The organism is Burkholderia sp. BCC1985 (assembly GCF_905339915.1).
Classification (GTDB): domain Bacteria; phylum Pseudomonadota; class Gammaproteobacteria; order Burkholderiales; family Burkholderiaceae; genus Burkholderia.
Map to the genome: position 1 here is coordinate 135,169 of NZ_CAJPGY010000014.1, position 25,840 is coordinate 161,008.

Here is a 25,840-nt window from a genome sequence, read left to right on the forward strand (position 1 = left end):
GCGCACTTCGCCAGCGACGCCGCCTCCCGGTGCCTTACCGAAAACGCCGGAAAAATCGGCGAATATCGCTGGCCAGCAGGTCCGGTTCTTCCATCGCGGCAAAATGCCCGCCGCTCGGCATGTCGGCCCACTGCACGACGTCGAACACCCGTTCGAGCCAGCTGCGCGGCGGGCGGCTGATTTCCTTCGGAAAGCGCGCGAACGCGACGGGCACCGCCACGCGTTCCCCGGCCGCGAAGCGCATCGGCTGCAGCCGGTTTTCCCAATACATCTGCATTGCCGAGCCGATGCTGCCGGTAAACCAGTAGAGCGAGATGCCGGTCAGCAGCGTGTCGTGCGAAAACCGCCGCGCGACGTCGCCGTCGCAATCGCTCCACGCGCGGAATTTCTCGGCGATCCACGCGGCCAGCCCGGCCGGCGAGTCGTTGAGCGCGACAGCCAGCGTCTGCGGCTTCGTCATGTGCACATGCGCGTATGCGCCCTCCAGCGCGGCCCACTCTCCGCGCTGCGTCACGAAGGCCCGTTCGTCCTCGGTGAGCGGCGAAGCCGCGTCGGCCGGAGGCTCGTAGCTGCCGGGCAGGTAGTTCAGATGAATGCCGTCCACCACGCCGGGATGTCGCGCGCCGAGCGCAATCGACACGCCTGCGCCGAGATCGCCGCCTTGCGCGCCGAAGCGGCGATATCCGAGCCCGGACATCAACGCCGCCCAACTGTCGGCGACCTGAAATGCCGACATGCCGGGCGCCGCGGGCGCGGGCGAGAACGCGAAGCCCGGAAGCGACGGCGCGACGACGTCGAACGCGTCGTGCGGATCGCCGCCGAATGCGGCCGGATCGCACAGGCGATCGATCAGCGCGTCGAACTCGAATACGGAGCCCGGCCAGCCGTGCGTGATGACGAGCGGATACGGCTTCGGCCCCGCCCCGCGCCGATGGATGAAATGCACGCGTTGCCCGCCCGCGTCCGCGACGAACTGCGGCAGCCTGTTCAGCGCGCGCTCCGCCGCACGCCAGTCGAAGCGCTCGGCCCAGTACGCGACCAGTTCGCGCAGCCACGCGCCATCCACACCCTGCTGCCACGGGTCGGCGGGCGTCAGCAGCGGTGCGCGCATGTCGCGCAGGCGCCGACGCAGGTCGTCGAGCGCGCGATCGGGAATCGCAATGTTGAACGGGGCGGCGTGCATGGTGTCTCCTCGCGAGGAATGCGGGAGATTCTGCGCGATTTCCCGGACGCGCGCTGGCGGCTCGCACCCGCGAACGTCAGGTCGATTCGCGCTCGTCCACCCGCGCGTCGCGTCGCACCGCCTGCGGCGGCACGCCGAAACCGCGCACGAACGCGTCGCGCAGGTGACGCCGGTCGCGAAAACCGTTCTCCTTCGCGATCACGTCGAGCGAGTGCCGGCTCTGCTCGATCATCAGTCGCGCGGCCTCGAGCCGCAGCCGCTCGATCGCCTTCGCCGGCGACTGCCCGGTTTCCAGCGTGAACACGCGGCTGAACTGGCGCGGACTCAGGTGGACGGCGTCGGCCAGTTCCTCGACGGTCAGCGCGCGGCCGAGGTTCTGCCGCGCATAGTTGAGCGCGTTCTGGATCCGGTCCGATTTCGGCGCGAGCTCCAGCATTTCCGAATGCTGCGACTGCCCGCCCGAGCGGCGCTGGTGCATCACGAGCTTGCGCGCGACCGAGCGCGCGGCGTCCGCGCCGAGATCCTTCTCCACCATCGCGAGCGTCAGGTCGAGGCCGGCCGTCATCCCGGCCGACGTCCAGATCGGGCCGTCGACGATGTAGATCCGGTCCTCCTCGACACGAATGTCCGGAAAGTGCTTCTGCATCTCGCGGCCGTACGCCCAGTGCGTCGTCGCGCGGCGCTGCGCGAGCAGCCCGGCCTCGGCGAGCACGAACGCGCCCGTGCAGATGCCGGCGACCCGCCGCGCGCGCGCGTTCGCGCGCCGCAGGAACGCGACGACGCCGGCCGGCGCCGGCGACGCGAGCGGATCGTTGACGCCCGCGACGATCCACGTATCGACGTCGACCCGGCCGCTGAGCGCGCGCGTCGCGACCGACAACCCGAGCGACGAGCGCACGTCGCCACCCTCGACGGAATAGTTGTCCATCACGTAGAACGGTTCGCCCGCGGCCAGGTTCGCGTACTCGAACACCGATTGCGTGGCGAGCGCCATGATCTGGAAGCCGTCGCTGATCAGAAAGCCGATGCGGTGCATGCGTGTCTCCGGTGGCGGGCGGCACGATCGGCACCCGATGTCCTGAATCATACCCATCTACGTCATTTGTGTCGCCGCGATTCGAGGCCAGAATGCCTTCACGCACTCACCCTTTCCTCGACACGGAGCGACATCATGACTGAAGCACATCGCGGTACCGCCGTCATCACCGGCGCATCGTCCGGCATCGGCGCGATCTATGCGGACCGCCTCGCGCGCCGCGGCTACGACCTGATCCTGGTCGCGCGCAACCGCGACCGGCTGGCCGCGCTCGCCGAGCGCATCACGAACGACACGCAGCGCAGCGTCGAGATCGTCGGCGCCGACCTCAACGACCGCGCGGCGCTCGCCGCCGTCGAAGCGAAGCTGAAGCAGGACGCGAGCATCACGCTGCTCGTCAACAACGCGGGCGTCGGCACGCACACGCCGCTGCTCGACAGCGACGTCGACGCGATGACGCGGCTGCTCGACCTGAACGTGACCGCGCTCACGCGCCTGACCTATGCAGCCGTGCCCGGCTTCGTCGCGCGCGGCCGCGGTGCCGTGATCAACATCTCGTCGATCGTCGCGCTGTCGCCGGAAACGCTCAATGGCGTCTACGGCGGCAGCAAGGCATTCGTGCTCGCGTTCAGCCAGTCGCTGCATCACGAACTCGCGGACCACGGCGTGCAGGTGCAGGCCGTGCTGCCCGGCGCGACGGCCACCGACTTCTGGCAGACCGGCGGCCTGCCGCTCGAACATCTGCCGAAGGAGATCGTGATGCCGGCGTCCGACCTGGTCGACGCGGCGCTGGTCGGCTTCGACCGCCGCGAGCTCGTGACGATTCCGTCGCTGCACGCGGCCGACGAATGGGATGCGTTCGAGGCCGCGCGCCGCACGATGGCGCCGCATCTGTCGACCGATTCGCCGGCGCCGCGCTATGCGGCCGCCCGCTGAGGTGCATCGTCATGAAACTCGACGGCAATACCATCCTCATCACCGGCGGCACGTCCGGGATCGGCCGTGCGCTGGCGATCGCGCTCGACGACCTGGGCAACAAGGTCGTCGTCGCCGGCCGGCGCACGAAGCTGCTCGACGAGATCGCGCGGCAGTATCCGAACATCGACACGATCGAGCTCGACGTCGGCGATGCCGCGCAGATCCGCGCGGTCGCGGCGCGGTTGATCGACCGCTACCCGGCGCTGAACGTCGTGATCAACAACGCGGGCATCATGCCGTTCGACGATGCGGCCGGGCCGCTCGACGACGAACAGGCCGTGCGCCTCGTCGAGACGAACCTGCTCGGCCCGGTGCGCGTCAGCGCGGCGTTCGTCGAACACCTGAAGCGGCAGCCGGACGCGACGATCATCAACAACAGCTCGGTGCTCGCGTACGTGCCGCTCGCGTCGGCCGCGCTGTATTCGGCGACGAAGGCTGCGATCCATTCGTACACGCTGTCGCAGCGTTTCATGCTGCGCGACACGAGCGTGCGCGTGCTGGAAATCGCGCCGCCGTGGGTCGACACCGACCTCGTGCACAAGAGCGGCGATCCGCGCGCGATGCCGGTCGATGCGTTCGTCGCCGAGACGCTGGCGCTGCTCGAGACCGCCACCACCGAAGTCGTCGTCGAAGCGGCGAAGCCGTTGCGCGACAATGCGGGGCCGAACGAGCACGCGTTCGTCGACGAGTTCAACCGCTTCGTTGTCGACAACCCGATTCCCGTCGCGTGATCTCGCGCGGCGCAATCCCGCGCACGCATTGATCTGCCGAAAGGCGCCGGCTTCCGCACGATCGGACTGCGAAGCCGGCGCTTGCCGGTTTGCCCGCGCATTCATTCAGGACCTGAAGCGGCCCTTCTCTGCGCTGCTTCTCTGCGCTGCTTCTCTGCGCAGCTTCTCTGCAACGCTTCTCCACGCTGCTTCTCCGCGCAGCTCTCTACGCTGTTTCTCTGCGACCCTTCTCCACGCCCCAAACTCGCCGCCCACCCACCCGGTTTCGCCCTTGCTTGCCACGCATTCCTCGCGACGATAAGCTCTACGATCTCAGCCTCCGAAGCAGCGCCCTCCGGCATTCGTCCGATCATCGGCGCAATCGACCGTCGCGGATTTCGACCATGCGGTTCCGTATGTTCACCACCGGGACCGGCGACACGCCCGGCTCCTGTCGCGCTCCCGCCGACGCTCGACCGGCGCTTGCGCCGTTGCCCGAACTCGACACCGTGTGCCGTCTCGCCCGCGCGCATTTCGGCACGGCCGGTGCGTTCATCGCGTCCGCCGAAGCCGGCGCGCAGCGCGTCGCGGCGTCCGACGGCACGCTGCCCGCCACGCTTCCTGCCATGCGTTTCCCGTCGCGTGCCGCGCCCGCTGCGGCGGCCGGCCGACGCTTCATCGCGCCCGCCGCGGGCGACCTCCCGAATGACGCGCCGCACGTCGTCGCGGCCTGCGAGCTGCTCGCGCCCGACGGCAGCGCGCTGGGTGCGCTATGCGTCGCCGGCAGCACCGGCCTGACGCTCGACGCCGCGCAGCGCGCTTTCCTGCACGACCTGGCGACACTGGCGGAACGCGCGATCGGCCGCGCGAACGCGCAAGCCGCGCTGCTCGAACGGCTCGGCGTCGTCGAGGAACACAGCGCGCTGACCACGCTGGCGCTGAACGAAAGCGGCACCGGCGTGTGGGATCGCAACGTCGAAACCGGCGAGATCCATTACTCGGCAGCCTGGACGGCGCTGCTCGGATATGCGCCCGATGAACTGACGAGCCGGATCGAGGATGCATACGAACGGCTGCACCCGGACGACGTCGCCGGCGTGAAAGCCGCGATGCTCGCGCACTTCGAAAGCCGGACCGACAGCTATGCGGTCGAACACCGCATCCGCTGCAAGAACGGCACGTACAAATGGATCTGCAGCCGCGGCAAGGTCATCGCCCGCGACCGCCACGGGCGCGCGCTGCGCATGGTCGGCACGACCACGGACATCACCGCGCTGCGCGAACTCGCCGGCCGCTTGAGCGACTCCGTCACGCTCGTGACGAGCCTGACCGACCAGGTGCCGGGCCTCGTGTTCCAGCTGCGGCAGACCGCCGACGGCCGCCGGTTCTTTTCGTACGCGAGCGCGGGCGCACGCGACATCTACGAACTGACGCCCGAGCAGATCGCCCGCGACGCGGATGCGGTCGAAACCCGGATTCATCCTGCCGACCTGGTTGCCTACCGTCAGTCGCTGCGGGTGTCGGCGGAGCGCCTGGCGCCGTGGCGGCTCGAATACCGCGTGCTGCTGCCGGACCAGGGAATGCGCTGGCGCGAAGGCGACGCGCGCCCGCAACGCACGCCGGACGGCGGCACGGTCTGGCACGGCTTCATCACGGATGCGACCGAGCGCAAGCACATCGAGACCGAACTGCACCGAATGGCGACGACCGATCACCTGACCCAGCTGTCCAACCGCCACGCGTTCATGCGGCAGAGCGAAGCCGCGTTGCGCGGCGTGCGCGCGACCGGTCAGGACGCCGCGGTGCTGATGCTCGACCTCGATCACTTCAAGGCGCTGAACGACCGCTGGGGCCATCCGCTCGGCGATCGCGCGCTCCGGCATTTCGCGCGGCTGCTGCTCGCGGAGATCGGGACGGACGGCATCGTCGGGCGCATCGGCGGCGAGGAATTCGCGATCGTGCTGCCGCACACGGGGATCGACGCGGCGTGCGCGCTCGCGCTGCGCGTGCAGCAGCGCGTGGCCGATTCGCGGCTCGTGCACGAGGATCAGCCGCTCGTGCTGACCGTCAGCATCGGCATCGACGCGATGCGGACGTCCGACTTCGGCGCGTACCAGGCGCTGTCGCGGGCCGACAAGGCGCTGTATGTCGCGAAGGAGCGCGGCCGCAACCGGATCGAGGTGTATCGGGCCTAGCGCGCGTTCCCGCCGACGACGGGCTCGCGCCCGTCCTGGCCGCCCACCCCGTCGTACGCGCGCCGCGCCGACGCATCACGCGATCAACGCGCCACGGGCGCCGCGTCGCGCGAGGTCGCCCGCACACCGAGCAGCATCGCGACCGCGCACGCGGCCAGCAATCCCGCGATCATCAGCATCGCCGCATCCATGCTGCCGGTACGGGTGCGGATCACCCCGACGATCCACGGCGTGATCATCCCGCTCGATACGCCGATGCTGCTGATCAGCGCGATCCCGCCCGCCGCGCCGGCGCCCGAGAAATACGCGGACGGCACGGCCCAGAACACCGGATGCGCGGCGAAGATCAGCATCGCCGCGATCGACAGCAGCGCCATCATCGCGACGATGCTCGGCAAGTGCAGCGTCAGCAACGCGAGCGCCACCGCACCGCCGAATGCGCACGCGGCGAAGTGCCGGCGACGCTCGCGCTTGCGGTCGGAGCGCCGCGCGATCGCGATCAGGCCGGCCGCGCCGATCGCGTTCGGCACGATCGACAGCAGGCTGATGTGCACGACGTCGTGAATGCCGAATTCGCGAATCATCAGCGGCATCCAGAACAGCAGCATCAACAGCGCCGTCGTCAGCGAAAAATAGATGAATGCGAACAGCCAGGTGCGCGGCGTGGCGAGCACCTGCCGCAGCGACGACGCCGCATGCGCGGGCGCCTCCGCCCAGTCGGCGGCCAGGTCGGCCGCGAGCTGCTGGCGGTCGTCGTCGGACAGCCAGCGCGCCTGTTCGGGGCGGTCGCACAGCCAGAACCACGCGATCACGCCGAGCAGGATCGCGGGCGCGCCCTCGATCGCGAACATCCACTGCCAGCCGTGCAGCCCGAGCACACCCGACATCGACCGCATCAGCCAGCCCGACAGCAGCCCGCCGACCATCCCGGCCACCGCGACGCCCGCATAGAAGATCGACAGCACCGACGCGCGCCGGCGCGCCGGATACCAGTAGGTCAGGTAGAACACGACGCCCGGGAAGAAGCCGGCCTCGAACAGCCCGAGCAGGAAGCGCAGCACGTAGAAGTGCTTCGCGCTGTCGACGGTGATCATCGCGACCGACACCGCGCCCCACAGGACCATGATCCGCGCGAACGTGCGGCGCGCGCCGAAGCGGCGCAGCAGCGCGTTGCTCGGCACCTCGAACAGCACGTAGCCGACGAAGAACAGCACCGCGCCGAGGCTGTACATCGCATCGGTCAGGCCGAGATCCTGCCGCATCTGCAACTGCGCGAAGCCGATGTTGCTGCGGTCGAGGATCGACACGATGTAGCAGATGAACAGGAACGGCACGATCCGCGCGCCAATACGGCGGTACAGCGCGTCGTTGTCCGACGCCGGCGCACGGGAACCGGACGCAACCGCCTGCGCGGCGTCCGCTTGAAGATGGGCTGACATCGATCGTCTCCTCGATGGATGCGGATACGGTGCGGACAGGAAATTCGGCGCCGGTCGCCGCCGCCCGCCGGCAGCGCCCGGCCGCGATTCAGGCGCGGCGTGCGGGTTCGCCCTTCACGCCGAGCATCAGCGCGGCGCCGCTCAGCGCGAGCAGCGCGGCCAGCAGGTACACGGCGAGATCCATGCTGCCGGTGCGCGTGCGGATCAGCCCGATCACCCACGGGCTGACGATGCCGCTCGTGATCCCGATGCTGCTGATCAGCGCGATCCCGGCCGCGGCCGCGTTGCCCGACAGATAGCGGGTCGGCACGGCCCAGAAGATCGGCAACGCGGCGAAGATCAGCGTCGCCGCGATCGACAGGCACGCGAGCATCGCCGCGAAGCTGTGCAGGTGCAGCGTCAGCGCCGCGAGTGCCAGCCCGCCGCCGATCGTGCAGCACGCGAAGTGCTTGCGGCGCTCGCCGGTGCGGTCGGAATGGCGGGCGATCAGGATCAGCCCGACCGCGCCGACCGCGTTCGGCACGACCGTGTAGAGGCTCACCGACACGACGTCGGTCACGCCGAAATCGCGGATCATCAGCGGCATCCAGAAGTTGAGCGTCAGCGATGCGCAGGTCAGCGAGAAATAGATGAACGCGAACAGGTAGACGCGCGGGTTCGCGAGCGCGGCGACCAGGCTGCGTTTGTCGTGCGCGCCATGCGCACGGCCGTCGCTGCACAGCGCGGCGACGCGCGCCTTTTCGTCGGACGTGAGCCACGCGGCGTCCTGCGGCCGGTCGACCAGGTACGTGAACGCGAAGCATGCGAGCACGATCGCCGGCGCGCCTTCGATCGCGAACATCCATTGCCAGCCGTGCAGCCCGAGCACGCCGCTCATGTCGCGCATGATCCAGCCCGACATCAGGCCGCCGAGCACGCCCGCCACCGCGACACCCGCGAAGAACACCGAGATCGCCGCCGCGCGGCGGTTCGCCGGGAACCAGTAGGTCAGGTACAGCACGATCCCGGGAAAGAAGCCGGCCTCGAACACGCCGAGCAGGAAACGCAACACGTAGAAATGCGACGGCTGCGACACGAACATCATCGCGGTCGACACGATGCCCCACAGCAGCATGATCCGCGTGAACGTGCGGCGCGCGCCGAAGCGCGCGAGCAGCAGGTTGCTCGGCACCTCGCAGAACACGTAGCCGACGTAGAACACCGCGGCGCCGAGGCCGTACATCGCATCGCTGAAGCCGAGGTCGTGCTTCATCTGCAACTGCGCGAAGCCGATGTTGATGCGGTCGAGGAACGACACGACGTAGCAGAGGAACAGGAACGGCACGATCCGCCACGCGATCTTGCGGAACAGCAGCGCGTCGCCGGCAGCCGGTGCCGACACGGATTCGTGGACGGAAGACGACGCGGCACTCGCGTGCGCGATCGTCGCTTCGGCGGGAAGCGATTGGGGCATGTCTCTCTCCAAACGGGCCGCGCGATTCGCGCGCGCAGCAGTCTCCGCGGGCGTGCATGCGCCCGGCTTTCTTGTGAGATCGGAAGTCGGCTCCCTGAACCGCCGCGCGATGCGGCCGCCGCTCAGGCGCCGTCAGGAAAACGGCGCGGCGCCCGCCCGGACGCCCCGCCGCCGTCACCCATTCAGTCCTGCAGCGCGTCCCACATTTCCTTGTCGCGCTGCGCGGTCCAGATGCGCGGATGCGTGATGCCGCTCGCCTCGTCGTATGCGCGCGACACGTCGAACGGCAGACAGTGCTCGTAGATGAACACGTGGCCGAACTTCGGATCCATCGCTTCGCGCGTGAGCGCCATCGACGCCTTCAGGTCGAGCTTGCGCTCGACGGCCTTGCGGCCCTGCGCGAGCAGCGTCGTCACGAAGTCCTTCGTGTAGTCGAGGCCCTTGTTCACTTCGGCCGGATTCAGCAGCGCGGGGCCGCGGCCCGGCACGAGCTTTTCCGCGCCGAGCGCGCGCAGCGCCTCGAGCGTGGCCGGCCACTGTTCGAGCTGCGCGTCGCCGCAATAGCAGGCCGCGTCGTACTCGACCAGGTCGCCCGAGAACAGCACCTTCTGCGACGGCAGCCAGACGATCGTGTCGCCCTTCGTGTGGCCCGAGCCGACGTGCATGATCTTCACCTCGAGCTTGCCGAGGAACAGCGTGATCTCGCGCTCGAACACGAGCGTCGGCCAGGTCAGGCCCGGCACCGTCTCGACGCCCGCGAACAGCCGCGGGAACCGCTCGATCTCCGACTTCATGTCGGCCTCGCCGCGCTCGACGATCATTTCGTAGGTGCCGCGGCTCGCGATCACGTGCTGCGCGCCTTCGTCGAAATACGCGGACGCGCCGAGCACGCGCACCGCGTGGTAATGCGACAGCACGACGTGCTTGATCGGCTTGTCGGTCACGCTGCGGATCTTCGCGATCAGGTCCTGCGCCATCGCGGGCGTCGCGGTCGTGTCGACGATCAGCACGCTGTCGTCGCCGATGATCACGCCCGAGTTCGGGTCGCCTTCGGCGGTGTATGCGTACGCGTTCTCGGACAGCTGCGTCCAGGTGACTTTCTTCTCTTCCAGATCGGCTTGGGAGGCGAATGCTTTGGCCATGTTGCGTTCCGTGGCTGCGAGCCATGTGTTGAGGGGGAATGAGCGGATCATCTTCCCGCGCCGATTATTTGTCAATGACAAAGTCACTTGCTATTGTCTAATACGGGTAAACCTGCGGGCTGGCGCGTCAAATGGCGTCGGATACCATGCGGGGTTTCGTCAACGGAAGAATCATCGCGTGCAGAACCACGAAGTCAGCGCAGACGACGCGCCGCCCAAGGCGCAGCGCGGGATCCAGAGCGTCGAGGTCGGCGGCCGGCTGCTCGACGCGCTCGCGCGCCGGCGCAAGCCGCTCGGGCTGTCGGAGCTGGCGGCCGCGGCCGACCTGTCGACCGCGCAGGCGCACACCTATCTCGTCAGCCTGACGCGGCTCGCGCTCGTGAAGCGCGACGCGCTCACCGGCAACTACGAGCCGGGGCCGCTGTCGCTGCGGCTCGGGCTGATGTCGATCGAGCGCCAGCCGGCCTATCGCGCGGCGCTGCCGCACGCGGCGCGACTCGCGGAAGCGGTCGGCCTGAGCGTCGCGCTGTCGGTGCCGGGCGCGCTCGGGCCCACGATCGTGCGCATCGAGCACGGCGGCTATCCGCTGCACGTGAACCTGCACGTCGGATCCGTCATGTCGCTCGACACGACGGCGACCGGCCGGGTGTTCCGCGCGTTCGGCGACCCCGCCCAGCTCGACGCGATGGCGGCCAGCCAGGCCGGCGCCGGCGCCACGCTCGCCGGCGCGGAAGGCGACCAGCCGCCGTCCGACGCCCGCGCGTGGCAGGCCGAACTCGACGCGATCCGCGCGCGCGGGATCGAGCGCGGCGTGGATCGGCCGAGCCCCGGCGTCAGCGCGATGTGCGTGCCGGTGCTGGACGCGGACGGCCGCCTGCAACTCGCGTTGACTGTGATCGGTTCGAGCGGCTCGATCGACGTCGGCTGGGACGGCCCGATCGCGACGGCGCTGCGCGATGCGGCACGGCAAGCCACCGCGGCGCTCGACGCGGGACGCGACGCACCGCCGGTCGCGCCGGGCATGCCGCCGGCCACGCAGCGCATGCCGCCCACGCTCGCCGACGACACGAAGGCGCAGCGCGGCATCAACGCGCTCGACAGCACGGGCGAGCTGCTGCTCGCGCTCGTCTCGGCGGGCCGTGCGCTGCCGTTGCGCGATCTCGCGGCAGCCGCCGGCATGCCGGCCGCGAAGGCGTTTCCGCACCTGGTGAGCCTGCAGAAGATCGGCCTGCTGAGCCGCGACGACGCGGGCTGCTTCGGCGGCGGGTCGCTCGCCCAGGCGCTCGGACTGATCGCGATGCAGCGCGTGTCGCCGACGCGCGATGCGGAAGCCGAAATCGTCGCGCTGGCGGCCGCGACCGACCTGAGCGTGGCCGCGGCGACGCTCGGGCCGCTCGGGCCGACCGTGATCCGTCTCGAGGAATCGGCGCGGCCGCAGCACGTGAGCCTTCAGGTCGGCACGGTGATGTCGCTCGTGAATACGGCGATCGGGCGGATGTTCGCGGCCGGCATGTCCGACGACGTGCTGGCCGGCCTGCTGGCCGACGAGCCGGTGCGCCTCGCAGGCCGCGCGACGCAGGTCGACGACGCGTTTCGCGCGCGGCTCGCGACGATCCGCGCGGACGAACTCGATTTCGCCTTCGATGCGCCGGTGCCGGGCATCGGGACGATCGCCGCGCCCGTGTTCGATCACACCGGCAGCATCCGGCTCGTGATTGCGATCATCGGCTCGTCGCGCGGCTTCCCGCGCGGGCCGCACAGCGAACTCGCGCATACGCTGCTCGCCGCGGCGCGCCGCCTGTCGTGGCGCTTCGGGTGGATCGGCGGGTAATCGCCGCCGCGCTGCCGCGCCCGTTCTCGTCGCCCTGCTTTCCGTTTTCGCCCGTCAATGCGAGGCCGCGCTCGCCGCGGTCTCGGCACGCCTGCCCGCCACGCAGAAGCGTGGTGTAGCTCATGTTGCGCGGCAGCAACATAAATTGTCAGTAATTCTCATATAACGAAATCGCATTTCACAAGACGGTGACGTTTCTTTATGATTAGGGTTATCCCTAACTCGCCACCTACATGGGGCTTCGTCATGCAAACGTCTAATGTCTCCGATCGTTCCACCCAATCCGCTGGCTGGCTCGCACGTGTCGGCGAGCTGCTTGCAGAAGCATGGGCACTGCACCTCGAGAACTGCGCAGTCATCGCTGAAGCGCACGCACGCCTGCCGCGCTAAGCGCGGCGACCGGCCGCCAGCCGGCCGCACGCCATCTCCATCCGTCTGATGCGCCTCGCCGGGACGCGCGCCGAAAGGCCGCCGCGTCCGGCATGGGGCGCCTGACGGAAGGCGCAAAAAGGGCGAATGCCCTCGATGGCATGGTGCTCACGCGCTGTGAGCACGGTCGTAGCGATGTCGATACGCGGATGCCGGTGCCGACGAACTTGTCGGCACGGTGTCGATCGCAGCTTCCCGGAATGTCCGGCCGCTGCGTAGCCGATGCATGCCCGCTGCGCACCATGCGCCGGGCCCGGCCGTCACGGAAGATTCATCCGTTTTCCCGCCGCGCGGGCACGGCCTGCCGGTATCCGGCTCCGGGCCACGCGCAACGGGCGCGACAGCCCGATTCCCGCCCTTCTCCAGCGCCGCCGCGAACCGCGTCGTCACGACGCCGCGCGACGCGTCGCCCCCGTCTTCACACCTGAATCGACGGCACGTCTTTCATGCACCGCAGCGCGAACATCGAGCGGCTGTGGCGAATGCTCGAAATCCTGTACAGCTTCTCGCGCAGGAAGCGTTCGTAGCCGGCCGTGCCGTCCACCGCGACCTTGATCCAGTAGTCGTATTCGCCCGATACGAGGTAGGCCTCGAGCACTTCGGGCAGTGCCGCGAGTTCGGCGCCGAAACGCGCGAGCGCATCGTCCTCGTGGCGATCGAGCGTGACTTCGAGGATCACGATGTCCGCGTAGCCGAGCATGCGCTGGTTGACCAGCGCGACGTAGCCGTCGATGTAACCGTCGAGTTCGAGCTGCCGCGTGCGGTTCCAGCAGGCGGTGGTCGACATGCCGATCTGTTCGGCCAGTTCGGCGTTCGACAGGCGCGCATTTTTTTGCAGTGCACCGAGGATCTTGCGGTCCTGGTTGTCGAGGGTTTTCGGCGTGCGTTCGCGGGTAGCCATGACAGGAAGAATCTTCTACTGAAAATCCGCATTCTATCTGAACAGGCTTCCGGTTTCGGGTGCGTTTTGCTGGAAAACAGGAAGCCTTTTAACCGGCCCGCTTGATACATTTTCTCCATGCCTGGTGTCCGGCACGCTCCCCGCGACAACCCCTTCGCACCGGGACGCCTGGCCGCAATCACGAGTTGCGGCGCAGGACACGCAGGCATGCAACGTCCCGCCCCCCGCGCGCCTACCCGGTCGCACGGGCCGGCGCCTGATCCTCCGTTTCCGCACTCCCGTCATGTCGTTCAGGCTTTATCTGTCGTTCCTCGCTGCGTCCGCCGTCCTCATCTACGCCCCCGGCCCCGTCAACCTCCTCACGATGAACCAGGCATTGCGCGCCGGCTGGCGCCGCGCGCTGCCGTGCGTCTGGGGCGGCACGCTCGCCGTGCTGCTGCAGCTCGCGCTGACCGCGCTGTGCCTGAATTCGCTGGTTCACCTCGACGAGCACGCGCTGACCGTGCTGCGCTGGGCCGGCGCCGCGTACCTCGTATGGCTCGGCTGCAAGCAATGGCTCGGCCGGGCGCCGGTCACCGCGCCCGCCGCGTCGACGGACGCCGGCAACACGGCATCCGACGACACCGCCACCGGACGCGCGCTGTTCTGGCGCGGCGTCGCCACCTCCGGCCTGAACCCGAAGACGCTGCTGTTCTTTCCGTCGTTCTTTCCGCAGTTCATCGTCCCGGATCCCGACTGGAGCCTGAACGCGCAATTCCTGCTGCTCGCGGCGAGCTTCGCGCTGCTGTTCGCCGGCGGCGTCGCGTCGATGGCGCTGTTCTCGCACCGGCTGAGCCGCGCGCTGCAGCGGCCGGCGCGGATGCGCGCGATGAATCGCGTGACGGGCGGGCTGCTGGTCGGGATGGGCGCGATCATGGTCGGATGGAATTGAGCGGCCGCCTGCGCGCGTGGGGTGGCGCGCTGCGGCGCGCGCCACCCCACGCCGGCCGACGCGCGGCCGGTACGACCAGTACAATCGCGCGATGCCCGAACTGCTCACTTACGGCGGCCTGTTCGCCGTGTCGATGGTCGCAGCGACCCTGTTGCCGCTCCAGTCCGAAGCCGTGCTTGCCGGCCTGCTGATCGCCGGACGCGAACCCGTGTGGGCGCTGGTGCTGGTGGCGAGCGTCGGCAACGTCGCGGGTGCGGCGATCAACTGGGCGCTCGGCCGCGGCATCGAGCACTTCCGCGACCGCCGCTGGTTTCCGGTGAAACCGGCCGCGCTCGCGCGCGCCGAGGGCTGGTATCGGCGCTATGGCCGCTGGTCGCTGCTGCTGAGCTGGGCGCCGGTGATCGGCGACCCGCTGACGATGATCGCCGGCGTGCTGCGCGAGCCGCTGCCGACCTTCGTCGCGATCGTGACGATCGCGAAGGTCGGGCGGTATCTGGCGATCGCGTGGCTCGTCGTGCCTTGACGCCTTGACGCCTTGGCGCGTTCACGCATCAAGGCGTCCGCCCGCACGATGCCCCGTCGCCGTTACTTCTTGTCTCCCGCCAGATCGATCGCCTTGTCCGATCCGACCGCGTTGCGCAGCTGGAATTTCTGGATCTTGCCGGTCGACGTCTTCGGCAGCTCGCCGAAGCGCACGACCTTCGGCACCTTGAACCCCGCGAGCAACTGCCGGCAGTGCGCGACGATCTCCGCCTCGGTCGCGCTCGCGCCTTCGCGCAACTCGACGAACGCGCACGGCACCTCGCCCCACTTCGGGTCGGGCATCGCGACCACCGCCGCGACCGCGACGGCCGGATGCCGGTACAGCGCATCCTCGACCTCGATGCTCGAGATGTTCTCGCCGCCCGAAATGATGATGTCCTTGCGGCGATCCTTGATGCGGATGTAGCCGTCCGGCGTCAGCACGCCGAGATCGCCCGTATGGAACCAGCCGCCGTGGAACGCTTCCTCCGTCGCGTGCGGGTTCTTCAGGTAGCCCTTCATGCAGATGTTGCCGCGGAACATGATCTCGCCGAGCGTCTCGCCGTCGGCCGGCACCGGCGTCATTGTGTCCGGATCGAGCACCGTCGCGCCCGCTTCCAGGTGATAGCGCACGCCCTGCCGCGCATTGAGCCGCGCGCGCTCGTCGTCGGGCAGCTCGTCCCAGTGCGCCTGCTTCGCGCAGACGGTCGCCGGGCCATAGACCTCGGTCAATCCGTACACGTGCAGCAGGTCGAAGCCGATCTCCTTCATCTTCGCGATCACGGCCGGCGCGGGCGCGGCACCGGCGACCATCGCGTGCACCGTGTGATCGATGCCGGCGCGCAACTCGGCCGGCGCATTCGCGATCGCGCTCTGTACGATCGGCGCGCCGCAGTAATGCGTGATGCGTTCGCTGCGGATCAGGTCGAACACCGTCTTCGCGTCGAATTTGCGCAGGCACACATTCACGCCCGCGCGCGCCGCGACGGCCCACGGGAAGCACCAGCCGTTGCAGTGGAACATCGGCAGCGTCCACAGATACACCGCGTGCTTCGGCATGTCCCATTCGAGGAGGTTGCTGATCGCCGCGAGATACGCGCCGCGATGGTGATACACGACGCCCTTCGGGTCGCCCGTCGTGCCGGACGTGTAGTTCAGCGCGATCGCCTCCCACTCGTCGGCGGGCGGCGTCCATGCGTAGTCGGGATCGCCGCCCGCGACGAACGCCTCGTAGTCGGTCGCGCCCGCGAAGCGCGCGGGGTCGGCCGGCATCGCATCGGCAACGCTGACGATCTTCAGGCCCGGCACTTCGAGCGCCGCGCGATGCGCGAGCTCCGCGTATTCGGTGTCGACGATCAGCACCTTCGCCTCGCCGTGACGCAGCATGAACAGCACCGATGAAATGTCGAGCCGCGTGTTGATGGTGTTGAGCACGGCGCCGGCCATCGGCACGCCGAAGTGCGCCTCGACCATCGCCGGGATGTTCGGCAGCAGCGCGGCCACCGTCTCGCCGCGCGCGACGCCGGCCCGCGCGAGCGCGCTCGCGAGCTGCTTCGCCCGCGTGTAGGTCTCGCCCCACGTGCGCCGCACGTCGCCGTGCACGATCGCGAGGCGCGCGCCGTAGACTTCGGCCGCACGGACCAGAAAGTCGATCGGCGTGAGCGGCACGTAGTTGGCATCGCGGCGGCCGAGTCCGGCCTCGAACATCTGCGTCATGATCCTGTCTCCCGTTTTCTGTCGACCGGCGCGTGCGTCGGCCTCGTATCCGGCAAGTGTGCATGCACCCCGACCGGTCTTGATGTGGTTCAATTGCCGCTAGCCTAACGGGCGCTATTGTGAGCCGTCTGTCATCGAAACGACAGAGTGCCTCACGAGCGCTGCGCGTTATCCCTATCCTCGCAAACCCGCAACCATGCACGACCACCTCGTTGCGCCGCCCGACGCGGCCGCCGCTGTCAGCCCGCCGGCCAGCCCGCCGGCCGACACGCCGCTCGAACCGGGCCCGTTGCCCGCCCTGTCCGTGCTGTTCGGCCAGTGCGCGTGGTTCCGCGCGCTCGCGCCGGAACACCAGGCGCTCGTGCTCGCGCAGTCGCGCGCCGAGCAGCACGAGGCCGGCGACGTGATCGCGCAGCGGCTCGCGCCGTCCGAATACTGGATCGGCGTGCATCGCGGGTTGCTGAAGCTCGCGATCTTCAACGCGTCGGGGCGCGGCTGCACGTTTTCCGGCGTGCCGTCGGGCGGCTGGTTCGGCGAAGGCAGCGTGATCAAGCGCGAGCTGCGCAAGTACGAAGTCGTCGCCGTCCAGCGCTCGATCGTGCTGTTCGTCCCGGTCGACACGTTCCATGCGCTGCTCGACACGAGCCTGCCGTTCACGCGCTTCGTGATCCACCAGTTGAACAACCGGATGGGCGAGTTCATTGCGTCGATCCAGAACAGCCGGCTGCTCGATGTCGACGCGCGCGTCGCACAGGCGCTCGCGCAGCTGTTCAACCCCGCGCTGTATCCGGACACCGGCCCGTCGCTCGCGATCTCGCAGGAGGAACTGGGAATGCTCGTCGGCGTGTCGCGGCAGCGGATCAACCAGGCGTTGCAGCAACTCGAGAAACTCGGCGTGCTGCGGCTCGCGTACAACCAGATCGAAGTCGTCGACCTGGCCGCGCTCGCGCGGGTCGGGATGGAACAGATCTGAGCGACGCCTGATGAACGGAAGCGTCGCTGCTGCGGCATGCGCGTGCGGTGCGGCGGCCTTTTTCGGGCATCGGCGTCCGTGCGCGTTTTCATCCGATCAATCGACCTGAAGTCGCCTCGGTCGCCGCGCGCCGAACCTGACAAATCCGCCAGTTTCGTGTCAGTGACTCGTTCAGCCCCGACGCCTATCATTCGGGTTCCCCTCACCGCCGCCTGAGCACCGCCTGTCCCGCCGCCTCCATGTGGATCGTCAATCTCGCGCTCAGGCGCCCCTACACGTTTATCGTGATGGCCATCATGATCGTGCTGGCCACCCCGCTCGCGCTGATGCGCACGCCTGTCGACGTCCTGCCGGCGGTCAACATTCCCGTCATCAGCGTGATCTGGAATTACACCGGCTTCTCCGCGAAGGAGATGACCAACCGCATCACGGCCGTCCATGAACGGATCCTGACGACGACCGTCAACAACATCCAGCACATCGAGTCGACGTCGCTGCCGGGCATCGCGGTCGTGAAGGTGTTCCTGCAGCCCGGCGCGAACGTGCAGACCGCGATCGCGCAGACGGTCTCGTCCGCGCAGGCGATCGTGCGGCAGATGCCGCAGGGCGCGACGCCGCCGCTCGTGATCACCTATTCGGCGTCGAGCATCCCGGTGATCCAGCTCGGGCTGTCGAGCAAGACGCTCAGCGAACAGTCGCTCGCCGACATCGCGCTCAACTTCCTGCGGCCGCAACTGATCACGATCCCGGGCGCGCAGATCCCGTTTCCGTACGGCGGCCGCACGCGCGTGGTCGCGATCGACCTCGATCCGCAGGCGCTGCTCGCGAAGGGCCTCACGCCCGCCGACATCGTCAACGCGGTCAACACGCAGAACCTCGTGCTGCCGACCGGCACCGCGAAGATGGGTCAGACCGAATACCGGATCGACACGAACGCGTCGGCCGACACGGTCGCGGACATCAACGGCCTGCCGGTCCAGACCGTCAACGGCGCGACGACCTACCTGCGCGAGGTCGCGTCGGTGCGCGACGGCTTCGCGCCGCAAACCAACGTCGTGCGCCAGAACGGCCAGCGCGGCGTGCTGATGTCGATCCTGAAGACCGGCGACGCGTCGACGCTGAAGGTCGTGTCGGACCTGAAGGCACTGCTGCCGAAGGTGATCCCGACGCTGCCCGAAGGACTCACGATCACGCCGCTGTTCGACCAGTCGGTGTTCGTCAACGCCGCCGTGCAGGGCGTGATCCACGAGGCACTGATAGCCGCCGTGCTGACCGCGATGATGATCCTGCTGTTCCTCGGCAACTGGCGCAGCACGCTGATCATCGCGATCTCGATTCCGCTGTCGATCTTCACGTCGCTGATCGCACTCTCCGCGCTCGGCGAGACGATCAACATCATGACGCTCGGCGGGCTCGCGCTCGCGGTCGGGATCCTGGTCGACGACGCGACCGTCACGATCGAGAACATCGAGCGGCACCTGCATCTCGGCACGAACCTGCACGACGCGATCCTCGAAGGCGCGGGCGAGATCGCGGTGCCCGCGTTCGTGTCGACGCTGTGCATCTGCATCGTGTTCGTGCCGATGTTCTTCCTGACGGGCGTCGCGCGCTTCCTGTTCGTGCCGCTCGCCGAAGCCGTGGTGTTCGCGATGCTCGCGTCCTACGTGCTGTCGCGCACGCTCGTGCCGACGCTGGCGATGCTGCTGTTCCGCCCGCAGCAGGCCACCAGCGGCCCCGATCATGCGACGTCGCGGTTCGCGCGCCTCCATCACGCGTTCAACGCCGCGTTCGAGCGGCTGCGCGCGTGGTACATCGTGCTGCTCAGCATGCTGCTGGTGCGCCGCCGCTTCTACGCGACGTGCTTCCTCGGCTTCTGCGTGCTGTCGACCGGCCTCGTGTTCGTGCTCGGCCGCGACTTCTTCCCGAACGCCGATTCCGGCAACCTGCGGCTGCACATGCGCGCGCCGACCGGCTACCGGATCGAGGAGACCGCGCGCCTTGCCGACCAGGTCGAGCGCGTGATCCGCGAAACCGTGCCGGCGGACGAGCTCGGCGCGATCGTCGACAACCTCGGGCTGCCGGTGAGCGGCATCAACCTGTCGTACAGCAACAGCGGCACGATCGGCACGCTCGACGGCGAACTGATGATCGCGTTGAAGCCGGGGCACCGCGCGACCGCGCACTACGTGCAGACGCTGCGCACGCTGCTGCCGCAGCGCTTCCCGGGCGTCGAATTCTTCTTCCAGCCGTCGGACATCATCACGCAGATCCTCAACTTCGGTCAGCCGGCCGCGATCGACGTACAGGTGCTCGGCAACGATCTCGCGAGTAACATGGCTATCGCGAGCAGCCTGATGAAGAAGATCAGGCAAATCCCCGGCACCGTCGACGTGCACGTGCTGCAGCGCAACGACGAACCGACCCTGGTGGCCGACATGGACCGTACGCGCATGCAGCAGCTCAGCCTCTCCGCGCAGAACGTCGCGCAGAACATGCTGATCTCGCTGTCCGGCAGTTCCCAGACGACCCCGTCGTTCTGGATCAATCCGCGCTCGGGCGTCCAATACCCGCTGCAGATCCAGACCCCGCAATACAACATCGCGTCGATCGACGACCTGCTCGGCACGCCGATTTCCGCGAGCGGGCGCACCGGCATGCCGCTGCAATTGCTCGGCAACCTCGTGCAGATCCATCCCGTCGCGAACCCGGCGGTGATCACGCACTACAACATCCGCCCGGCGATCGACCTGTACGTGAGCGTCGAGGGCCGCGACCTCGGCTCGGTCGCGGGCGCGATCGACCGCATCGTGTCCGACGCGCGCGCGACGCTGCCGCGCGGCACCGACCTGTCGGTGCGCGGCCAGGTCGAGACGATGCGCACGTCGTACCTCGGCCTCGGCGCGGGCGTCGCGATGGCGATCGTGCTCGTCTACCTGCTGATCGTCGTGAATTTCCAGTCGTGGCTCGATCCGCTGATCATCATCAGCGCGATGCCGGCCGCGCTCGCCGGCATCGCGTGGATGCTGTTCATCACCGGCACGCACCTGAGCGTGCCCGCGCTGACGGGCGCGATCATGACGGTGGGCGTCGCGACCGCCAACAGCATCCTGGTCGTGTCGTTCGCGCGCCAGCGCCTCGCGGCCGGCGCGCCGCCGCTCACGGCCGCGCTGGAGGCCGGCGCGACGCGAATCCGCCCGGTGCTGATGACGGCGCTCGCGATGATCATCGGGATGGTGCCGATGGCGCTCGGTCTCGGCGAAGGCGCCGAGCAGAACGCGCCGCTCGGCCGCGCGGTGATCGGCGGCCTGCTGTTCGCCACCGTTTCGACGCTGCTGTTCGTGCCGCTCGTGTTCGGCGGCGTGCATGCGCGGCTGGCCCGCCGGCGCGCGCGCCCGGCCGGACACTGACTTTCTAGCCTATCGACCCGGTCAATTCATGGAAGAGAAACATCACAGCTCCGTCGGCATCCAGGTGGACGAACACGGCATGCACCTGCCGACGCGCACGTCGGTGTCGCGGCGCGGGCGGGTCGTCCTGATCGTGATCGGCGTGCTGCTCGCCGCAGGCGCCGCGCGCACGATCGTCGTCAACGTGCTGAACCGGAATCACCTCGACGCGGTGGCCGAGCAGAACACGCGCCAGTACGTGAACGTCGTGCATCCGGTCGATGCGGCCACCGGCGGCAAGCTGGCGCTGCCCGGCACGCTGCGCGGCTTCGTCGAAGCGCCGATCTACGCGCGTGCGAGCGGCTACGTGCTGCGCTGGCAGGCCGACATCGGCGCGCACGTGAAGCAGGGGCAACTGCTCGCCGAACTCGACACGCCCGAGCTGAACCAGGAACTCGCGCAGGCCACCGCGCAGCGCCAGCAGGCGCAGGCCGCGCTCGCGCTCGCGAAGACGTCGTTCGACCGCGCGCAGCAGCTGCGCCAGCGCGATGCGGTGTCGCAGCAGGAACTCGACGACCGGCAAGGCGCGTTCAACCAGGGCACCGCGAACCTCGCGGCGGCCGATGCGAACATGCGCCGGCTCACCGAGCTGAAAGGCTTCCAGCGCATCGTCGCGCCGATCGACGGGATCGTCACGCAGCGCAACGTCGACGTCGGCGACCTCGTCAATTCCGGCAATGCGGGCCGCGCGCTGTTCACGGTCGTGCAGGCCGACCGGCTGCGCCTGTACGTGCAGGTGCCGCAGGCTTATGCGCAGCAGGTGAAGGTCGGCCAGCGCGTGAGCGTCGCGCAGGCAGAACTGCCCGGCCAGACCTTCGACGGCACCATCACGCGCACGTCCCAGGCGATCGACGTCGCGACGCGCTCGCTGCAGATCGAGATCACGCTGCCGAACCCGGACGGGCGGCTGCTGCCCGGCGCATACGTGCAGGCGACCCTGCCGATGACGCCGGTCGGCCGCCTGCAGATTCCGGCCAACACGCTGCTGTTCCGCGCCGAAGGGCCGACGGTCGCGACCGTCGACGCGAACAGCCAGGTGCGCCTGAAGGCGGTGACGGTCGCGCGCACGATCGGGCAGACGCTCGAAGTCGACGGCCCGCTGACGCCGAACGACCGCCTCGTCGCGAACCCGAGCGATGCCCTCGCGAACGGCGACACCGTGATCGTGCAGGCGCCGCCGGTCGTGAAGCCGGCCTCCGCGGCCGCGGGAGCGCAGTCGTGAGCGCGCTGCGCGCCTGCCTGCCCCCCGCAGCGGTCCTGGCCGTCGTCGCGGTCGCGACGCTCGCCGGCTGTACGGTCGGCCCCGACTACCGGCGCCCCGCCGTCGAGACGCCCTCCGCGTGGCGGCTCGACCCGGCGGATGCATACTGGCACCCGGCCGCGCCGGCCCGTGCGCCGCTCGACCCGGCGTGGTGGACCGCGTTCGGCGACGCGCAGCTCGACGCGCTCGAAACCGACGCGCTGCGCAACAACCAGAACCTGAAGGCCGTCGCCGCGCGCTACGACCAGGCGAAGGCGACGCTCGCGTCGGTCGCGTCCGCGCAGTATCCGGCCGTCGGCCTGAACGCGAGCGGCCAGCGCTTCAAGATCTCCGCCGACCGGCCGCAGACCAACTACGCGACGAAGAGCACGTCGACCGTGCAGAACGACATCCAGGTCGCCGCGAGCGTCAGCTACGAACTCGACCTGTTCGGCCGCGTGCGGCGCAGCGTCGAATCCGCGCAGGCCAGCTCCGAGCAGGCGCGCGACGATTTCGCGAACGCGCGCCTGGTGCTGAGCGCCGATCTCGCATCGAGCTACTTCGCGCTGCGCGAGCTCGACACCGAGATCGACGTCGTCAGGCGTTCGATCGACCTGCAGCAAAAGGCGCTCGACTACGTGAGCGCGCGCCACGACCTCGGCGCGGTGTCCGGCCTCGACCTGCTGCAGCAACGCGCGCAGCTCGACGCGACGCGCACGCAGGCGCAGTTGCTGATCCAGCAGCGCGCTCAGGTCGAGACGGCGATCGCGACGCTGGTCGGCACGCCGGCCCCCGCGTTTTCGCTGCCGCCGCGCGTGGCGCCGATCAACGCGCCCGCGCTGCCGACCGGGATGCCGAGCGACCTGCTGCAGCGCCGGCCCGACGTCGCATCGGCCGAGCGCGCGATGGCCGCGGCGAACGCGCAGATCGGCGTCGCGCGCGCCGCGTATTTCCCGCGCATCGCGCTGTCGCCGGACCTCGGCTGGGACGCGACGCGCTTCTCCGGCCTGTTCACCGTGCCGGCGCTGCTGTGGTCGATCGGCGCGTCGGTCAGCCAGCCGCTGTTCGAAGGCGGCAAGCTGAAGGCCGGCGTCGATTTCGCGCAGGCCGGCTACGTCGCCGCGCAGGCCAATTACCGGCAGACCGTGCTCACCGCGTTCCAGGAGGTGCAGAATGCGGTGACGGGCCTGTCGGTGCTGGCCGAAGCCGCGCAGCAGGCGTCGGCGGCCGTCGACGACGCGCGCAAGCTCGTGTCGCTCGCGCAGGACCGCTATGCGGGCGGCCTGACGCCGTTCATCGACGTGCTGACGGCCCAGCAGCAGTTGCTGACGAGCGAGCGCCAGGCCGTGCAGATCCAGGGCCAGCGCGCGGCGCTCGTGGTGTTTCTTGCGAAGGCGCTCGGCGGCGGCTGGGACGGCGGCACACCCGGCGGCGCCACGCCGACCGACGTCGCGGCGGCCGGCCCGCGCCTCGCCACGAGCGCCACCCCCTAACCCGGTTACGCGGACCCGCCCATGAAAGTCCTGATCGTCGAAGACGAACCGAAAGTCGTCGAATACCTGAAGAGCGGCCTGAGCGAGGAAGGCTGGGTCGTCGACACCGCGCTCGACGGCGAGGACGGCGCGTGGAAGGCCGTCGAATTCGACTACGACGTGGTCGTGCTCGACGTGATGCTGCCGAAGCTCGACGGCTTCGGCGTGCTGCGCGCGTTGCGCGCGCAGAAGCAGACGCCCGTGATCATGCTGACCGCGCGCGACCGCGTCGACGATCGCGTGCGGGGCTTGCGCGGCGGCGCCGACGACTACCTGACCAAGCCCTTCTCGTTCCTCGAGCTGATCGAGCGGCTGCGCGCGCTGACGCGCCGCGCGCGCGTGCAGGAATCGACGCTGATCTCGATCGGCGACCTGCGCGTCGACCTGATCGGCCGGCGCGCGACCCGCGACGGCACGCGCCTCGACCTGACCGCGCAGGAATTCCAGCTGCTCGGCGTGCTCGCGCGGCGCAGCGGCGAGGTGCTGTCGAAAACGACGATCGCCGAACTCGTGTGGGACGTGAACTTCGACAGCAACGCGAACGTCGTCGAGACGGCGATCAAGCGCCTGCGCGCGAAACTCGACGGCCCGTTCGCGGAGAAGCTGCTGCATACGATCCGCGGCATGGGCTACGTGCTCGAGGCGCGCGAGGACGGCGACGCGGAGCGGCACGCATGAAACGCTCGATCACCCTGCGCCTGTCGGCGATGTTCGGCATCGTGTCGCTGCTCGTGTTCACGCTGGTCGGCTGCGGGCTGTTCGTGATGATGGAGCGCCAGCTGCTCGCCGAACTGCGTGCGACGATCGACACGCGCGCGAAGGTCGCGCAGATGATCGTGTCGCACGCGACCACGGCCGCGCGCGGCCGCCTGATGCAGGAAAAGCTCGCCGACCTCGAACCGCCCGACGGTTCGACGCGCTACCAGGTCGACAGCCCCGACGCCGACTTCCGCTTCGGCCGTCCGGTCGACGGCGTGCCCGTCGGCGAACCGTTCGGCGCGTTCCAGCAGTACGCGCTGAACCACAGCAGCTACGACGTGATGACGAAGACCGTCCCGATCGCAGGCAGCGGCGAGCGCCCCGACCTGAAGCTGGTCGTCGCGTCGTCGTGCGAGCGCACGCAGCGCATGCTGCGTCGTTTCGCGTGGACGCTCGCCGCGCTGATCGCGATCGCCACCGTCATCACGCTGCTGCTGAGCCGCGCGGTCGCGCGCTTCGGGCTCGCGCCGCTCGAACGGATGTCGCAGGACGCCGCGGCCATCGGCGCCACCGACCGCCGCCAGCGGCTGCACACCGACGCGCTGCCCACCGAGCTGCGCGATCTCGCCGCGTCGTTCAACGGCGCGCTCGAACGAATCCAGCAGACCTACGCGCGGCTCGAGGCGTTCAATGCGGACGTCGCGCACGAGCTGCGCACGCCGATCAGCATCCTGATCGGACAGACCCAGGTCGCGCTGACGAGCCGCGACCGCTCGGTCGACCGGATGCGCCAGACGCTGCAGTCGAACCTCGAGGAATTCGAACGGTTGCGCGTGATCATCAACGACATGCTGTTCCTGTCGCGCAGCGATCGCGGCGAACGCGCGACCGACCTGAAGCACGTGTCGCTCGCCGACGAAGTGCGCCGCATGCTCGACTTCCTCGAGATTCCGCTCGACGAAGCGCAGTTGCGCGCCGAACTGCACGGCGATGCGCGCGCGGCCGTCGACCCGTCGCTGTTCCGCCGCGCGATGACCAACCTGCTGATCAACGCGATCCAGCATTCGGCGCCCGGCGCGACGCTGAACGTGACGATCACGCCGCGCGATACGCTCGTCGACGTGTCGGTCGCCAACCCCGGCGAGCCGATCGACCCGGCGCAGCGCGCGCACGTGTTCGAGCGCTTCTACCGGCTCGAGGAAGCGCGCGCGAACAGCAAGGAGAATCACGGACTCGGGCTGTCGATCGTCAAGGCCGTCGCGGAGATGCACGGCGGCAGCGTGTTCGTCGCATGCGCGGGCGGCGTCAACACGTTCGGCTTCTCGGTGTCGACGCAACCGGGAAGCGGCGGCCCGCTGCGCGCGGCCGACGCCGGCGACCCGCACGCGCTGCGGCCGGCGCACGCGCCGCGCGCAATGCATTGACGGCGGCCGCGCCGTCGAAGTCCAGCCGCTTCCGATCGCCGCGTGCCCGCCACGGACGCG

At 69.1% G+C, this 25,840-nt stretch carries 19 protein-coding genes; 12 read left to right on the forward strand and 7 right to left on the reverse strand.

Going from position 1 to position 25,840, the window contains the following annotated elements; genetic code table 11:
* Positions 1–34 precede the first annotated feature (34 nt).
* Positions 35–1,183 (reverse strand): epoxide hydrolase, encoded by a 1,149-nt coding sequence (locus U4Z31_RS16745; RefSeq protein WP_321810879.1) that lies wholly within the window; start codon positions 1,181–1,183, stop codon positions 35–37.
* 76 nt (positions 1,184–1,259) lie between these two features.
* Positions 1,260–2,219 carry a GlxA family transcriptional regulator gene (locus U4Z31_RS16750; protein ID WP_321810880.1) on the reverse strand — a complete coding sequence of 320 codons (960 nt, stop codon included), beginning with the start codon at positions 2,217–2,219 and terminating at the stop codon, positions 1,260–1,262.
* A gap of 135 nt (positions 2,220–2,354) precedes the next feature.
* On the opposite strand from U4Z31_RS16750, the gene U4Z31_RS16755 reads away from it, so the two are divergent.
* The 3 genes from U4Z31_RS16755 (at position 2,355) to U4Z31_RS16765 (ending at position 6,102) form a co-directional block, all read left to right on the forward strand.
* The gene (locus U4Z31_RS16755; protein ID WP_044843034.1) at positions 2,355–3,155 is read left to right on the forward strand and encodes an SDR family NAD(P)-dependent oxidoreductase; all 801 of its coding nucleotides are present in this window, start codon (positions 2,355–2,357) and stop codon (positions 3,153–3,155) included.
* Between the two features lie 11 nt (positions 3,156–3,166).
* Entirely contained in the window at positions 3,167–3,928 is a 762-nt protein-coding gene (locus U4Z31_RS16760) for an SDR family oxidoreductase (RefSeq protein ID WP_321795407.1), read from the forward strand.
* 383 nt (positions 3,929–4,311) lie between these two features.
* On the forward strand, positions 4,312–6,102 hold the full coding sequence (locus tag U4Z31_RS16765; protein ID WP_321810881.1) for a diguanylate cyclase: 1,791 nt from the start codon (positions 4,312–4,314) through the stop codon (positions 6,100–6,102).
* Positions 6,103–6,185: 83 nt separating this feature from the next.
* On the opposite strand, the gene U4Z31_RS16770 is transcribed toward U4Z31_RS16765, so the two are convergent.
* From U4Z31_RS16770 to U4Z31_RS16780, 3 genes are all read right to left on the reverse strand, one after another.
* Positions 6,186–7,541, reverse strand: coding sequence for an MFS transporter (locus U4Z31_RS16770; protein ID WP_321810882.1), 1,356 nt, complete (start codon positions 7,539–7,541; stop codon positions 6,186–6,188).
* A gap of 88 nt (positions 7,542–7,629) precedes the next feature.
* Positions 7,630–8,994, reverse strand: coding sequence for an MFS transporter (locus tag U4Z31_RS16775; RefSeq protein WP_321810883.1), 1,365 nt, complete (start codon positions 8,992–8,994; stop codon positions 7,630–7,632).
* A 182-nt stretch (positions 8,995–9,176) separates the two neighbouring features.
* A complete protein-coding gene (locus U4Z31_RS16780) occupies positions 9,177–10,136 on the reverse strand; it encodes an MBL fold metallo-hydrolase (protein WP_044843030.1) in 960 nt (319 codons plus the stop codon).
* Positions 10,137–10,314: 178 nt separating this feature from the next.
* Between U4Z31_RS16780 and U4Z31_RS16785 the strand changes: the two genes are divergently transcribed.
* A complete protein-coding gene (locus U4Z31_RS16785) occupies positions 10,315–11,967 on the forward strand; it encodes an IclR family transcriptional regulator (protein WP_321810884.1) in 1,653 nt (550 codons plus the stop codon).
* An 847-nt stretch (positions 11,968–12,814) separates the two neighbouring features.
* Here U4Z31_RS16785 and U4Z31_RS16790 read toward each other — a convergent pair.
* Entirely contained in the window at positions 12,815–13,297 is a 483-nt protein-coding gene (locus U4Z31_RS16790) for an Lrp/AsnC family transcriptional regulator (RefSeq protein ID WP_006755380.1), read from the reverse strand.
* A gap of 283 nt (positions 13,298–13,580) precedes the next feature.
* Between U4Z31_RS16790 and U4Z31_RS16795 the strand changes: the two genes are divergently transcribed.
* Together U4Z31_RS16795 and U4Z31_RS16800 are read left to right on the forward strand one after the other, a co-directional pair.
* Positions 13,581–14,228 (forward strand): LysE family translocator, encoded by a 648-nt coding sequence (locus U4Z31_RS16795; protein ID WP_124519517.1) that lies wholly within the window; start codon positions 13,581–13,583, stop codon positions 14,226–14,228.
* A 91-nt stretch (positions 14,229–14,319) separates the two neighbouring features.
* Positions 14,320–14,751 (forward strand): YqaA family protein, encoded by a 432-nt coding sequence (locus U4Z31_RS16800; RefSeq protein WP_044843149.1) that lies wholly within the window; start codon positions 14,320–14,322, stop codon positions 14,749–14,751.
* Between the two features lie 62 nt (positions 14,752–14,813).
* Here U4Z31_RS16800 and U4Z31_RS16805 read toward each other — a convergent pair whose 3' ends face one another.
* Positions 14,814–16,466, reverse strand: coding sequence for an acyl-CoA synthetase (locus U4Z31_RS16805; protein WP_321810885.1), 1,653 nt, complete (start codon positions 16,464–16,466; stop codon positions 14,814–14,816).
* Positions 16,467–16,662: 196 nt separating this feature from the next.
* Here U4Z31_RS16805 and U4Z31_RS16810 point away from each other — a divergent pair, with 196 nt between their 5' ends.
* From U4Z31_RS16810 to U4Z31_RS16835, 6 genes are all read left to right on the forward strand, one after another.
* Complete coding sequence (locus U4Z31_RS16810; protein WP_124519520.1) at positions 16,663–17,439, forward strand: Crp/Fnr family transcriptional regulator; 777 nt, start codon at positions 16,663–16,665, stop codon at positions 17,437–17,439.
* Positions 17,440–17,678: 239 nt separating this feature from the next.
* The gene (locus U4Z31_RS16815) at positions 17,679–20,846 is read left to right on the forward strand and encodes an efflux RND transporter permease subunit (RefSeq protein ID WP_321810886.1); all 3,168 of its coding nucleotides are present in this window, start codon (positions 17,679–17,681) and stop codon (positions 20,844–20,846) included.
* 28 nt (positions 20,847–20,874) lie between these two features.
* Entirely contained in the window at positions 20,875–22,107 is a 1,233-nt protein-coding gene (locus U4Z31_RS16820; protein ID WP_321810887.1) for an efflux RND transporter periplasmic adaptor subunit, read from the forward strand.
* Between the two features lie 5 nt (positions 22,108–22,112).
* Complete coding sequence (locus U4Z31_RS16825; protein ID WP_321810905.1) at positions 22,113–23,618, forward strand: efflux transporter outer membrane subunit; 1,506 nt, start codon at positions 22,113–22,115, stop codon at positions 23,616–23,618.
* Between the two features lie 21 nt (positions 23,619–23,639).
* On the forward strand, positions 23,640–24,335 hold the full coding sequence (locus tag U4Z31_RS16830) for a heavy metal response regulator transcription factor (protein ID WP_044843022.1): 696 nt from the start codon (positions 23,640–23,642) through the stop codon (positions 24,333–24,335).
* Positions 24,332–25,780, forward strand: coding sequence for a heavy metal sensor histidine kinase (locus U4Z31_RS16835; RefSeq protein WP_321810888.1), 1,449 nt, complete (start codon positions 24,332–24,334; stop codon positions 25,778–25,780). Before U4Z31_RS16830 ends, U4Z31_RS16835 begins: the two co-directional genes overlap by 4 nt.
* The last annotated feature ends 60 nt before the right edge of the window (positions 25,781–25,840 follow it).

Excerpts from the sequence above, each read along its gene's own strand:
- U4Z31_RS16830 (WP_044843022.1), top strand. The coding sequence starts at position 23,640 with ATGAAAGTCCTGATCGTCGAAGACGAACCGAAAGTCGTCGAATACCTG.
- U4Z31_RS16820 (WP_321810887.1), top strand. The coding sequence starts at position 20,875 with ATGGAAGAGAAACATCACAGCTCCGTCGGCATCCAGGTGGACGAACAC.
- U4Z31_RS16775 (WP_321810883.1), bottom strand. The coding sequence starts at position 8,994 with ATGCCCCAATCGCTTCCCGCCGAAGCGACGATCGCGCACGCGAGTGCC.
- U4Z31_RS16810 (WP_124519520.1), top strand. The coding sequence starts at position 16,663 with ATGCACGACCACCTCGTTGCGCCGCCCGACGCGGCCGCCGCTGTCAGC.
- U4Z31_RS16795 (WP_124519517.1), top strand. The coding sequence starts at position 13,581 with ATGTCGTTCAGGCTTTATCTGTCGTTCCTCGCTGCGTCCGCCGTCCTC.
- U4Z31_RS16790 (WP_006755380.1), bottom strand. The coding sequence starts at position 13,297 with ATGGCTACCCGCGAACGCACGCCGAAAACCCTCGACAACCAGGACCGC.
- U4Z31_RS16770 (WP_321810882.1), bottom strand. The coding sequence starts at position 7,541 with ATGTCAGCCCATCTTCAAGCGGACGCCGCGCAGGCGGTTGCGTCCGGT.
- U4Z31_RS16750 (WP_321810880.1), bottom strand. The coding sequence starts at position 2,219 with ATGCACCGCATCGGCTTTCTGATCAGCGACGGCTTCCAGATCATGGCG.
- U4Z31_RS16755 (WP_044843034.1), top strand. The coding sequence starts at position 2,355 with ATGACTGAAGCACATCGCGGTACCGCCGTCATCACCGGCGCATCGTCC.
- U4Z31_RS16800 (WP_044843149.1), top strand. The coding sequence starts at position 14,320 with ATGCCCGAACTGCTCACTTACGGCGGCCTGTTCGCCGTGTCGATGGTC.
- U4Z31_RS16760 (WP_321795407.1), top strand. The coding sequence starts at position 3,167 with ATGAAACTCGACGGCAATACCATCCTCATCACCGGCGGCACGTCCGGG.
- U4Z31_RS16815 (WP_321810886.1), top strand. The coding sequence starts at position 17,679 with ATGTGGATCGTCAATCTCGCGCTCAGGCGCCCCTACACGTTTATCGTG.
- U4Z31_RS16780 (WP_044843030.1), bottom strand. The coding sequence starts at position 10,136 with ATGGCCAAAGCATTCGCCTCCCAAGCCGATCTGGAAGAGAAGAAAGTC.
- U4Z31_RS16765 (WP_321810881.1), top strand. The coding sequence starts at position 4,312 with ATGCGGTTCCGTATGTTCACCACCGGGACCGGCGACACGCCCGGCTCC.
- U4Z31_RS16745 (WP_321810879.1), bottom strand. The coding sequence starts at position 1,183 with ATGCACGCCGCCCCGTTCAACATTGCGATTCCCGATCGCGCGCTCGAC.
- U4Z31_RS16805 (WP_321810885.1), bottom strand. The coding sequence starts at position 16,466 with ATGACGCAGATGTTCGAGGCCGGACTCGGCCGCCGCGATGCCAACTAC.
- U4Z31_RS16835 (WP_321810888.1), top strand. The coding sequence starts at position 24,332 with ATGAAACGCTCGATCACCCTGCGCCTGTCGGCGATGTTCGGCATCGTG.